The 13937-nt window shown below is 71.8% G+C and carries 1 protein-coding gene (cut by a window edge); it reads right to left on the reverse strand.

Going from position 1 to position 13937, the window contains the following annotated elements:
• Positions 1 to 13937, reverse strand: partial view of a non-ribosomal peptide synthase/polyketide synthase gene (locus D7V80_RS10160; RefSeq protein ID WP_120587961.1) — the final stretch only. Its footprint extends 18646 nt past the window's final position; only the last 13937 of its 32583 coding nucleotides appear in the window; the start codon falls outside the window, past its right edge — the gene reads right to left on this strand; its stop codon occupies positions 1 to 3.

The following is a 13937-nucleotide window of genomic DNA, read 5'->3' on the forward strand; positions in this document are numbered from 1 at the left end:
TCATCGAGACGTGTCCCATTCCATTGGCTGGAGCGCCTCCGTCAGCCGCTCCGCGAGCCGTTGGACATGGGGGGCACGCAGCAGCGTGTAGTGGGTGGCGCCGGGGAGCACCTCCCGCGTCAGCTCGCCCTGAACGTGCGCGCTCCATCCGTCGTCGCCGCGTGCCGGGTCTTCGCCCGCCTGGAGCAGGAGGACGCGGCCGGTGAACGTTCCGGGATGGTGGTGCTTCAGGGCGCGCAGGTTGCGGGTGAAGACGTGCAGGAGCGTGCGCCCCGCCTCCGTGGCCGCTTCCGGCGCCGCGAGCTGGCCCTGGTCGAGCTCGAACAGCGCGGCGACCTGGCCTGCGTCGTCCACGTCGAGCGGCACGCGGTCGTCCGTCGCCGGGCTCGCATCGATGAGGGCCACGAGCTCCACGGCCTCGCCCCGGGCCTGGAGCTGACGGGCCATCTCGAAGGCCACCACGCCTCCCATGGACCAGCCGCCCAGCCGGTAGGGACCCTGGGGCTGCACGGTGCGCACGGCGGACACGTAGAGCGCCGCCATCGCCTCCACCGTGTCGAGCGGCGGACGGCTTCCATCGAGCCCCTGGGACTGGAGCCCGTAGAAGGGCTGGTCCGGGCCCAGCTGCTTCGCCAACGCCGCGTACGCGAGCACGTTGCCGCCCACGGGGTGGACGCAGAAGAAGGGCCGCTGCGAGCCCTCGCGCTGGATGGGCACGAGCGGGGTGAAGACTGCGGGGGCCTGTCGTAGCAGCCGGGCCAGCGTCTCCACCGTGGGCGCCTGGAAGAGGGCGGCCAGGGGCAGCTCGCGGTGGAAGCGCTCCCGGATGCGCGCCATCAGCTTCACGGCGAGCAGGGAGTGACCGCCCAGGTCGAAGAACGGACGCGTCACGCCAATGGGACGGACGCCCAGCAGCTCCTCCCACAGCGCCACCAGCTCCCGCTCCATGTCATCGCGGGGCGCGACCACCGGGGTTTCGGAGGGACGGGCGTCCGGTGTCTTCGGGACGTGCATCTGGCGAAGCTCCTCGTCCGTCAGCAACGGCCGCCGGTCCAGGGGGGCGTCGGGATTGGTGAGGACTGTCTCCAGCAGCGTGCTCCAGCGCTCCACCAGCCGCTGGACCGTGGCGGCGTCGAAGAGGTCCGTGCTGTACGTGAGCGCACCCTGGAAGCCGTCGGGCTGCCGGGTGAGGGCCAGGTCCAGATCGAACTTCGCCGCCGAGGGAGTGACCTCCACCGCCTTCAGCGTGAGGCCCGGGAGGGCGACCTCTGGCTCCGGCGTGTTGTGCAGCGCGAAGAGGGACTGGAAGAGCGGCGTGCGGCCCAGGTCGCGTTCGGGCTGGAGCGCGTCCACCAGCCGCTCGAAGGGGATGTCCTGGTGTTCGTATGCGCCGAGCGTGGTCGCACGCACCTGCGCGAGGACCTTCCGGAACGACGTGTCCGCGGTGAAGCGGGCGCGGAGGACCAGCGTGTTGACGAAGAAGCCGATGAGGCCTTCGGTCTCCGCGTGACGGCGGTTCGCGATGGGCGTGCCCACGAGCACGTCGTCCTGGTCGGAGTACCGCGACAGCAGCAGCTGGAATGCGGCCACGAGCACCATGAAGGGCGTGGCGCCTTCCCGCTTCGCCAGCGCTTCCACTGCGTCACTCGAGGCCGGTGTCAGCTGGACGGGCCACCGCGCTCCCTGTGCGGAGCGGCGGGCCGGACGGGGCCGGTCCGTGGGCAGCGCCAGCGCATGCGGCGCCCCTTCGAGCTGGCGCTTCCACCAGTCGAGCTGTCCCTCCAGCACCTGGCCTTCCAGCCACGCGGCCTGCCACCGGGAGAAGTCCGCGTACTGCACGGGCAGCTCCGGCAGTGGCGACGGCTGGCCGTGGCGGAAGGCTTCGTAGAGCGCCACCAGCTCGCGCACGAGCACGCCGAAGGACCAGCCATCGGAGACGCTGTGATGCGTGCACAGCAGGAGCACGTGCTCCCGCGCATCCAGCCGCAGCAGGGTGAAGCGCGCGAGGGGACCCGTGCCCAGGTCGAAGGGCCGCAGCGCCTCCGCGTCCACCCGGCGCCACACCTCGGCTTCACGCGCGTCCGCGGGCAGGGCCACCAGGTCCTCCGTGCGCAGCATTCCCGTGGGCGCGGGATGGATGCGCTGACGTGGCGTTCCGTCGTGCGCCTCGAACGTCGTGCGCAGGGTTTCGTGCCGCTGCACCAGCGCGTCGAAGGCCCGCTGGAGGGCGGGGACGTCCAGCGCTCCGGACAGCCGCAGCGCGAAGGGCATGTTGTAGAGCGGGCTGCCCGGCTCCAACTGGTCGATGAACCACAGCCGCTGCTGCGCGAAGGACAGGGGCGCGAGTTCGTCTCCCTGAGTCCTCGTCAGCGGCGGCAGCGTGGGCGTGGACGCCGCGTCCATCAGCCGCCGGGCGATGCCCGCTACGGTCGGCGTTTCGAAGAGGGCCCGGACGCGCAACTCCACACCGAAGTGGGTGCGCACGCGCGACACCATCTGCGTGGCCAACAGCGAATGCCCACCCAGCTCGAAGAAGTTGTCGTGACGGCCCACGCCGGACACGCGGAGCAGCTCCTCCCAGATGGCGGCGAGGCGCTCCTCGGTGGGGGTCGCGGGAGGCTCGAAGGCACGTACCGAGCGCGACGACGCGTCCGGTGCGGGCAGGGCCTTGCGGTCCACCTTTCCGTTTGGAGTCAGGGGCAGGACGGGCACGGCGAGGAGGACGGCCGGCACCATGTAATCGGGCAGGTGCCTTCGCAGGTGCTCGTGCAGCGGAGCGGCGTCCACCTCCGGCGTGACGTAGGCAACGAGGCGCGCGTCGCCCGGAACGTCCTCGCGTACCAGGGCCACCGCATCCCGGACGCCGGGGTGGGCGCGCAGCGTGGACTCGATTTCGCCCAGCTCGATGCGGTGGCCTCGCAGCTTCACCTGGAAGTCCAGGCGGCCCATGAACTCGAGCGTCCCGTCCTCGCGCCACCGGGCCTTGTCGCCCGTGCGGTACAGGCGCGTTCCAGGCTCCGTGCCGAACGGGTCCGGCATGAAGCGCTCGGCGGTCAGGTGCGGCCGGCCCAGGTAGCCGCGCGCGACGCCTTCTCCGGCGAAGCACAGCTCTCCCGGCAGGCCGAAGGGCACCAGTTCCTGCCGTTCATCGAGCACGTACGCGCGCAGGTTGTCGAACGGCCGGCCGATGACGGGCAGCGCGGGGGACGTTTCCTCCAGCTCCCACGCGGTGGTCGCCACGGTGCACTCGGTGGGGCCGTAGGTGTTGAAGGCCCGAGTGCGCCGGGTCGCGGCGAGCCGCCGCCAGAGCACTTCGTCCAGGGCCTCGCCGCCCACCAGCAGCAGTGACGGCAGGCGGGGGCGCTCCAACATCCCCGCATCCAGCAGGAGCTTCAGCTGCGCGGGGGTGACGTCCAACGTATCCACCCGCGTCTGCTCCAGCCACGTGAGCATTCGCTCCGGCTCCAGCCGGAGGTCCCCCGGGACCAGGCACACGCAGTGGCCATCCACGAGCCAGAGGAGCTGGTACACGGACGCGTCGAAGAACAACGGCGCGTTGACGCCGACCCGGAGCCCCGGCGGCTGTCCCGCGTACACGGTCCGCGAGAGCGCATGGCGCAGGTGGAGCACCGAACGGTGGCGCACCATCACGCCCTTGGGCGTGCCGGTGGAGCCGGAGGTGTAGATGACGTAGGCGAGGTTCCCCGGCACCGCGGTCTGCGGCAGGTTGTCCGAAAACCTGTCGGACAGTCGGACAGGTTCCGAGTCGCCCCCCGCCGCCGGGGCGGTTTCCAAAAACCTGTCGGACAGTCGGACAGGTTCCGGGTGTTCCTCCTCCGCCGGTGCGTCTTCTAAAGACCTGTCGGGCAGCCGGACAGGTTCCGATCCGTCCTCCGCCGTCGGCGCCGGGCTGTCCGAGAACCTGTCGGACAGTCGGACAAGTTCCGGGCCTTCCTCTGCCGCCGGGGCGGCCTCCGAGAACCTGTCGGACAGTCGGACAGGTTTTGCGTCCATCCGCACCAGGTGGGGCACGTCCGGGCGCCACGCCTCCAGTAGGGCCTGCGTCGTCACCAGTACGGACGCGCCACAGTCCTTGAGGACGAACGACTTGCGCGCGGCGGGGGCCGACGGATCCAGCGGCACGAAGGCGCCCCCGGCCTTGTTCACCGCGAGCAGCGCGACGATGGCCTCCACCGAGCGCTCCAGGCACAGGCCCACCGTGACCTCCGGGCCCACGCCCAGCGATTTCAGGTGCCAGGCGAGCCGGTTGGCCCGTGCGTTGAGCTGCTGGAACGACAGGGTCGTGTCCCCGAACACCAAGGCGTCCGCGTCCGGAGTCCGCGCCACCTGCGCCTCGAAGCGGCCGTGCAGCGTGCCGTCACCATCGAAGGGCGACACGCCTCCGGCCAGGTCGCCCAGGAGCTGTCGCCGTTCCTCCTCCGAAACGAGGGACAGTCCGGACAGCGGTCCATCCGGATCCGTGAGCACATCCTCCAGCAGCACCCGGAGGTGGGTGAGAAGCCGCGCCATGGTGGGACGCTCGAAGAGGTCCGTGGCGTATTCGAGCTTGCCCCGGAAGCCGTCCTCACGGCGGTCCAGCTCCAGGCTCAGGTCGAACTGCGACGTGGTCCGCTCCGCGAGGACTGCCGGGCGCACGGTGAGGCCGGGCAGCGACAGCTCCGGCACCGGCGCGTTCTGGAGCGCGAACATCACCTGGAACAGCGGCATGCGCCCCAGGTCGCGCGTCGTTTGCAGGGACTCCACCAGCCGCTCGAAGGGGACGTCCTGGTGCTCGTAGGCGCCCAACGTCGTGGCGCGCACCTGCGCCAGCAACTCCCGGAACGTCGCCCGGGCGCCGAAGCTCCCACGCAGCACCAGCGTGTTGACGAAGAAGCCGATGAGGCCCTCGGTCTCCGCGTGGCGGCGGTTCGCGATGGGCGTGCCCACCAGCACGTCGTCCTGGCCGGAGTAGCGGTGCAGCACCGTCTGGAAGGCCGCGAGCAGCACCATGAAGGGCGTGGCGCCTTCCTGCTTCGCCAGGGCCTCCACGCGCTCGGACAGGGCGAGGGGCAGGTGCACCGGCACCGTGTCGCCACGCTGGGTGGAGACGGCGGGGCGGGGCTTGTCGGTGGGCAGTTCCAGCGCCCGGGGGGCTCCTTCGAGCTGCCGGGTCCACCATGCGAGCTGCGCCTCCAGCGCCTCCCCCTGGAGCCAGGCGCGCTGCCAGAGCGCGAAGTCCGCGTACTGCACGGGCAGCTCCGGGAGCGCGGGCGGACGGCCTTCACGCAGGGCCGCGTAGAGGGCGGTGAGCTCGCGCACCATCACGCCCAGGGACCAGCCGTCGCTGACGATGTGGTGGAGGTGCAGCACCAGCACGTACTCCTCGGCCGCGAGCCTGAGCAGCAGGGCTCGGATGACGGGGCCCTGCTCCAGGTCGAACGGCCGCTGGGACTCCTCCGTCACCCGGCGCTCCGCTTCGCGCAGCCGGGCCTCGGTGTCCTCCAACGGGGTCAGGTCCACGCGCTCCAGCGGCACGGTGGCCTGCGTGTGGATGTGCTGCACCGGCTGGCCCGCTTCCGTGCGGAAGGTGGTGCGCAGGGATTCGTGCCGCGCCATCAGCGCGTCCAGGCTCCCCTTCAGCGCGGCCTCGTCCAGCGCGCCGAGCAGCCGCAGGGCGACGGGCATGTTGTAGAGGGCGCTGCCCGGTTCGAGCTGGTCGATGAACCACAGCCGCTGCTGCGCGAATGACAGCGGCAGCAGCGGGGGCCTCGGGGCCCGGATGAGCGGCGGCACGTGCTCGCTGCGATTCGTGGTGGCGCCCAGGTGCCGGGCGAGCGCGGCCACCGTGGGCGCGTTGAACAGCTCCCCCAAGGGCAGCTCCACGCCCAGCACCGAGCGGATCCGCGACACCACCTGCGTGGCTAGGAGCGAATGGCCTCCCAGGTCGAAGAAGTCATCGTGGATGCCCACGGCGTCCAGGTGCAGCACCTCCGCCCAGATGGCCGCGAGCTGGGTCTCCACCGCGTTGCGGGGGGCTTCGCGCGTGGACCCGGTTGACCGGGGCGCTTCGGGCGCGGGCAGGGCCTTGCGGTCCACCTTGCCGTTCGTTGTCAGCGGCAGGGATGTCAGCGCCACCCATGCGGACGGCACCATGTAGTCGGGGAGCTGTCGCTGCGCGTGGGTCTTCACGCGGTCGGTGCTGGCGCTGTCTCCTTCGAGGACCACGTAGGCCACGAGCCGCTTCTCACCGGAAACATCCTCGCGCGCGAGCACCATGGCCTCGCGCACGTCCGGAGCCTCGCGCAGCACGGCCTCCACTTCTCCGGGTTCGATGCGGAAGCCGCGCAGCTTGAGCTGGAAGTCGGTGCGGCCCAGGAACTCGAGCGTGCCATCGACGCGCCAGCGCGCCCGGTCACCCGTGCGGTACAGGCGGGCGCCCGGCGTGGCGGAGTGGGGATGGGGGATGAATCGCTCGGCGGTGAGGTCCGGCCTCTGGAGGTAGCCCCAGGCCAGACCGTCACCGCCGACGTACAGCTCGCCGGGGAGTCCCGGCGGCAGGGGCTGGAGGTGCGCGTCCAGCACCCACGCGGTGGAGTTCGCCAGCGGCCGGCCAATGGGGACCGAGCGCTCCACGGTGTTCCTCGCCCGCAGCGTGTGCGTGGTGGAGAAGGTGGTGTTCTCCGTGGGGCCGTACCCGTTGACGAGCACGGCGTCCGGCGCCATCCGTGACAGGTGTTCCCGCACGCGAGGCACGGGCAGCACGTCCCCGCCCGCCAGCACCTGCCGCACGCCCGCGGCCGAGGCGCCTTCGTGAAGGACCATCTGCTCGAAGAGGGCGGCGGTGAGCCACAGCGTGGTGACGCCCTCCACGGCGAGCAGCGTGCCCAGCTCCGACAGCGAGAGCGCCTGCGGCGGTGCGAGCACCAGCTTCGCGCCATGCAGCAGCGCGCCCCAGAGCTCCAGCGTGGAGGCGTCGAACGCGACCGGCGCGGCCTGGAGGAACACCTGCTCCGGACCGAAGGCGATGAAGCCATTGCCCCGGACGAGGCGCACGATGCCCCGGTGGGGTACGCAGACACCCTTGGGACGGCCGGTGCTGCCTGACGTGAACATCACGTAGGCGAGCGCCTCCGCGGGCACCCGCACGTCCAGCGGCGTGACCGGCTGCTTCGCGATCAGGTCCGCTTCCGCGTCCATCAGCACGAGCAGCCCGGTCACCGCCGGCAGCTCATCCGCCAGCGCTTCCTGCGTGACGAGTACGCCGACGCCCGCCTCCTGGAGCACCCAGGCCGTGCGGTCCGCAGGGGCCTTCGCCTCCACAGGCACGTAGGCCGCGCCCGTCTTGAGGATGCCGAGCATGCCGACGACGAGCTCCGGCGAACGCTCCACGCACAGCCCCACGCGGTCCCCAGGCCGCACGCCCAGCCGGCGCAGATGGTGCGCGAGCTGGTTCGAGCGGCGATCCAGTTCGCCATACGTGAACTCTCGCGCTGCACCTGGCCCCATGTCCGGCGAGAGGAAGGCCCCCGGACTCGCGGGCATCCTCACGGCGATGGCGTCCGGCGTGCGCGCGGCCTGCTCCGCGAACAGCGCGGGCACGGAGGCGTCACGTGGATACTCCGTCGCGGTGTCGTTCCAGGTGGAGAGCACCTGGTTCCGCTCCTCGGGCGTCAGCAGCGGCAGGTGCGTGAGCGGCGTCCCGGGCGCAGCCACCGCGGCTTCGAGCAGCACGTTCAGGTGCCGGGCCATCCCGGCCACCGTTCCAGGTGTGAACAGGGCGGTGTTGAAGTTGAGGCCTCCCGTGAAGCCCTCGGGCGAGCGGTGCAGCAGCAGCTCCAGGTCGAAGCGGATGGCGCCCGGGTCGGCGTTCATCGGCTGGAACGTCAGGCCGGGCAGGGCCAGCGGCGGCAGCGGTGCGTTCTGCAGCGTGAACGTGACCTGGAAGAGCGGCGTGCGGGATGCGTCGCGTGCGGGGTGCAACACCTCGACGAGCTTCTCGAATGGGAGGTCCTGGTGCTCGTAGGCGCCCAGGGTGGTGTCCCGCACGCGCGCCAGCAGGGAGTGGAAGGTGTCGTCCTCGCGCAGCCGGGTGCGCAGGACGACGGTGTTGGCGAAGTAGCCGATGAGCGCCTCGGATTCGGCGTGGCGGCGGCCCGCGATGGGCGAGCCCACCAGCACATCGTCCTGGCCGGCGTAGCGGCCGAGCAGCACCTGGAACGCGGCCAGCAGCACCATGTACGGCGTGGCGCCCTCGTGCTTCGCCAGGGCCTCCAGGGCTTCGCTGGAGGCCCGCGGGAGGGTGTAGGGCATCAGGGCGCCCTGGAAGGTCTGCCGGGCCGGACGCGGATGGTCCGTGGGCAGTTCCAGGTGCGACGGCGCGCCTTCCAGCTGCCGCCGCCAGTAGCCGAGCTGCGCGTCCAGCACCGCGCCCTGCAACCAGTCGCGTTGCCACAGCGCGTGGTCGGCGTACTGCACTGGCAGCTCGGGCAGCGGGGAGGGGAGGTTCCTGGAGAGCGCGGCGTAGAGCGCGCCCATCTCGCGCACCAGGACTCCGGTGGACCAGCCGTCGGAGACGATGTGGTGCAGGTTCAGCACCAGCACGTGCTCCGTGGGCGACAGCTTCAGCAACAGGGCCCGGAGGAGGGGACCCTGCTCCAGGTCGAACGGGGTGCGCGCCTCTTCGCGGGCGAGCCTGGTGGCTTCGGCGTGCCGCTGCTCCAGGTCCGGGATGCCGGTGAGGTCCACCTGGCGCAGGGGCAGCGGACCGGGCGCGTGGATGACCTGCTCCGGGGCGCCTTCGTACTCGCGGAACGTGGTGCGCAGGACTTCATGCCGGCGCACCAGCCGGTCGAAGCTCCGCTGGAGCGCGCCGAGATCCAGCGTGCCTTCCAGCCGGAGCGAGAACGGCATGTTGTAGGCCGTGTCCGCGGTGCCCAGTTGATGGATGAACCACAGCCGCTGCTGCGCGAACGACAGCGGCAGCACGGCGGGCCGCACGCCACGGGTCAACGGCGTGAGGCCAGTGGGCTCGGCCTTCCGCGGCTCGGCTGGCGCGGGCGCCACCGGGCTGGACGGAGTGATGCGCCGGGCGAGCGCCTCCACGGTGGGGGCTTCGAACAGCGTGCGCAGCGGCACCTCCTGGCCCAGGCGAGCCCGCACACGCGCGGCCACCTGGGTCGCGAGCAGCGAGTGTCCGCCCAGTTCGAAGAAGCTGTCCCTCACGCCGACCCGCGCGATGCCGAGCACCTGCGCGAAGATGTCCGCCAGGGCGCGCTCGGTGTTGTCGCGCGGGGCGATGGGCTCCGCGCGGTTGGCGGTGGGCGCGTCCGGCGCGGGCAGGGCCTTGCGGTCCACCTTGCCGCTGGACGTGAGCGGCAGGGCGTCCAGGCGGACGATGGCGGAGGGCACCATGTACTCGGGCAGCCGCGAGTGCAGGAACGCGCGCAGCCCCGCCGTGTCGAGCGTCCCGCCGTCGATGCGGACGTAGGCGACGAGGCGAGGTCCTCCCGTGCCTTCCTGGCGCACGATGGCCACGGTGTCGCGCACGCCGGGCCAGGACTGGATCGCGGCTTCGATGTCGCCTGGTTCGATGCGGAAGCCTCGCAGCTTCACCTGGAAGTCGGCGCGGCCCAGGTACTCCAGCGTGCCGTCCGTGCGCCACCGGGCGATGTCGCCCGTGCGGTACAGGCGCGCGCCGGGCATGTCACTGAAGGCGTCGGGGATGAAGCGCTCGGCGGTGAGGGCAGGGCGGCGCCAGTAGCCCCGGCCCACCTGCACGCCGCCGATGAACAGCTCGCCCGGGATGCCTACGGGCGCGGGCTGACCGTGGGCATCCAGGACGTACATGCGAGTGTTGGCCACGGGCCGGCCGATGGGCACGACTCGCAGGGCTTCGTCTCGCGGGCACTCCCAGGACGTCACGTCCACGGCGGCCTCGGTGGGGCCGTAGAGGTTGTGCAGCGTGGTGTGCGGCAGGCGCGCCTGGGCGCGGAGTACCAGGTCCGTGGGCAGGGCTTCGCCGCTGCACATCACCTGGCGCAGGCGCGGCAGGGATTCCAGGCCGGGCTCCTCCACGAAGGCGCGCAGCATGGACGGCACGAAGTGCGTGGTCGTCACGCCCTCGCGCGCCATCAGCGCCACCAGGTAGTCCGGGTCCTGGTGTCCGCCGGGCCGCGCGAGCACCAGCCGCGCGCCCGTCATCAGGGGCCAGAAGAACTCCCAGACGGACACGTCGAAGCTGAACGGCGTCTTCTGCAGCACCGTGTCCGACGGCGTCAGGCCGTAGCGCCCCTGCATCCAGCGCAGTCGGTTGACGACACCTGCGTGCGCGTTCATCGCGCCCTTGGGACGGCCCGTGCTGCCAGACGTGAAGATGACGTAGGCGAGCGAGTCCTCACCGGCAAGCGGCGAAGGCCGGACGGTGGGCTCGCGCGCGATGGCCTCCCACTGGGTGTCGAGCGCGATGACATGCGCAGCGCGGAGAGGCATCGCGGTGCTGACGGCTTCCTGCGCATCTCGCGCGGCACGCGGAGGTCGCGCGACGTGGGCGTCCTCCGGCGCAGGCCGCGCGATGCCGTGCGCAGTCTGGGGCGGCAGTGCAGTGCTGGCGGCTTTCTGCACGTCTCGCGGGGGGACGTGCGCGGTGCTGACGCGTTCCTGAACAGCTCGCGCGATGACGTGCTCGGAGTGTGGAGTCAGCGCGGCGCGGAAGCGCTCTTGCACGAGGAGCACGGGCGAAGCGGTGTCCTCCAACATCCCGGCGAGCCGTTCCGTGGGCGTGGCTGGATCCAGCGGGACGTAGGCCGCGCCGGACTTCAGGACGCCCAGGAGGGCGACGACCATCTCCAGCGAGCGCTCCATGCAGACGCCCACGAGCGTCTCCGGCCCCGCGCCTTGCGCGCGCAGGTGGTGCGCGAGCTGGTTGGCCCGGGCTTCGAGCTGCGCGTACGTGAGGCGCTGGTCCTCGAACTGGAGCGCGATGGCCTCCGGCGTGCGGTCGGCCTGGGACTCGAAGAGGTGGTGGAGCGTGGCGCCAGCGGGGAAGTCCACTCGCGTGTCGTTCCAACCGCGCAGCACCTGTTCGCGCGCGGCCGGCGTGAGCAGCGACAGGGTGGAGACCGGTGCGTCCGGTGTGGCGACGACCGCCTTCGCCAGCACGAACAGGTGCTCCGCCATGCGCTCCAGGGTCGCGGCGTCGAAGAGGGCGGTGGCGTACTCCAGGCGGCAGCGCAGGCCGTCGCGCTGTTCCCAGACCTCCAGGGACAGGTCGAACTTGGACGTCGTCACCGGCACGTCCACGCCGCCAATCTGGAGCCCTGCGCCTCCGGTCGTCTGGGCCTCGGGCACGTTGATGACGTTGAGGACGGTCTGGAACACCGGCGTGCGGCTCAGGTCGCGTGGCGCCTGGAGCACGTCCACCAGCTGCTCGAAGGGCATGTCCTGGCGTGCGTAACCGCCCAGGGCCTGCTGCTTCACTCGCGAGACGAGCTCCCGGAAGCCCGGAGCCCCGTCGAGCCTCGCGCGGAAGGCGAGCGTGTTGACGAAGCAGCCCAGCAGGCCTTCCACCTCGGGGCGCGAGCGGCCCGCGATGGGCGTGCCCACCGCGAAGTCGTCCTGTCCGGACGTGCGGGAGAGCAGCACCTGGAACAACGCCATCAGGACCATGAAGGACGTGGCGCCTTCACGGCGGCCCAGCGCGAGGAGCGGCTCGGACAGCTCGCGAGGCAGGTGGAAGGCGTGCGCGGCGCCCGCGTAGGACTGCGCGGCGGGGCGGGGACGGTCGGTGGGCAGCTCCAATGGCGGCGTGCCCTGGAGCAGGTCCTTCCACCAGCGGGCCTGTTCCTCCAGCACCGGCCCGGTCAGCCACGCGCGCTGCCACACGGCATGGTCGGCGTACTGCACCGGCAGGGGCGGCAGGACGGAGGGAACACCCGCGCTGGCGCAGGCGTAGAGGACCGGAAGCTCGCGGCTGAGGACCAGGGTGCACCAGGCGTCGGAGACGACGTGGTGCAGGAGCAGGTGGAGGACGTGCGTGTCCGGATCCAGCCGCAGCAGCAGCGCGCGGGCCACGGGCCCTGTGTCCAGGTGGAAGGGCGTCGCGGTGTACGCCTGGCAGCGGCGAAGCATGGCGGCCTCGCGTGCCTCGGCCGTGTCGCCGGGAACGTCCTCCGTCTCCAGGGGCAGGGTGCCGGTCGCGTGGATGACCTGCACGGCCCCGGTGTCACCCAGGGCATAGGTGGTGCGCAGGACCTCATGGCGCTCCACGAGCGAGTGGAGCGCCGTCTGGAGCGCGGCGGCATCCAGCGCCCCGGTGAGCCGGAAGATGATCGCGTTGTTGTAGGCGGTGCTCTCCGGCTCCAGCTCCTGGAGGTACCAGAGGCGCTGCTGCGCGAACGACAGCGGCAACGGCCGGTCGCGCGGCGCACGCGGGATCGTCTGGAGCGCACCGGAGGCGCTGGGAGCCCCGGCCTTCACTGTCGCGGCCGGAGTCGCGGGGCGCGGTGCGGGCAGCTTGAAGGCTGGGAGATTCATGGCCTCGACACGACCATCGGCGCGCAGGCGCACGGCGCGGCCCGTGCGGTAGAGGCTCGCGGAGCCACTTCGAGGATGCGGCACCAACCGGTCCGGCGCCTCACCCGTTGCCCTCCACAGGGCGGCAGGCAGACCCGCGCCCGACAGGGCCAGCTCTCCGACGACGCCCGTGGGCACGGGCGCCCCGGCCGCGTCCAGCACCCAGACCTCCAGGCCCGGAGGCAGCTTCTCTCCCGGCGCACGCGGCAGCAGGCCTCCATTCCAGGCCTCCCCCGCGAGCAGCACGTCGCCGCCCGCCGTCCGCTGGAGCGCGGACGCCAGCTCCGCGGACGCGTTCTCCAGGACCCATGCCCCCACCGGGGCCAGGGCCTCACGCGCTCCCGGGAGGTCCGTCAACGCGCGGGCCAGCCGTGCCGTGGTGTTCACCAGCACCGCGCCCGATTGCTTCGCCAGGGACAGCACCTCCGCCGCATCCGTCTCCTGCTCGCCGCGCACGCGCCGCGAGTGTGACGCCGCGTCGGCGGCCACGGCCTCGCGTGCCCTGGCCAATCGCACCAGTCCTTCCAGCACGACCGGCGTCTCCAGACCGAAGTCGATGAGGCACGTCACCTCGTCCACATCCGAGGCCCGCACCTCGCGCAGCCGCTGGATGCCGCTCTCCACCGTGCCGATGAGGCCGGTGCCCTTCGCGTGGTGCTCGAAGGTGTGCTCCAGCAGCGCGTCGATGTCCTCTCGGGACACCTTGGCGATCTCCCCCTGGTAGCCCTGCGCGGCGAGCAGCGAGGTGGTGATGTCCGCCGAGCTCCGGAAGTACGCCAGCAGCGGCTTGCGCACCCGCTGGAGGACCTCCGCCTCGTCGTCTCCCAGGTACGTGTGCAGCATGCAGGTGATGTGGCCCCGGCCCGGGTGGCCGTTGCGGCGCCACGCCTCGCGGTAGAGGGCCACCTTCGGCTTCAGCTCCTCCAGCGAGTGGGCGAAGAGGCCCGTGAGCACGCCCGCGCCCAGTTCGCCCGCGAGCCGGAACGTCTCCGGGTTCGCGGTGGCGGTGAGCCACACGGGCAGCTCGCGCTGCACCGGCTTCGGGCGCAGGCCCACCTCCACGGTGACGCCGTTGCCGCCCGGACGCCGCAGCCGGTCTCCCCGCCACAGGCCTCGCAGCGTCTCCAGATGGCGCAGCAGGATGTTGCGCCGGTCTGCGTAGTTCCCGGGCGCGAAGATGAAGTCCTGCACGTGCCAGCCCGTGGCCACCGACACGTCGACGCGGCCCTGCGACAGGTTGTCCACCACGGCCCACTGCTCCGCGACGAGCAGCGGATCATGCAGCGGCAACACGACGCTGCCGGAGCGCAGGCGCAGGTGCTTCGTCACGGACGCGAGCGCGGCGGAGACCACCGCGGGCTGTGGGT

The organism is Corallococcus sp. CA054B (assembly GCF_003611625.1).
Lineage (GTDB): Bacteria > Myxococcota > Myxococcia > Myxococcales > Myxococcaceae > Corallococcus > Corallococcus coralloides.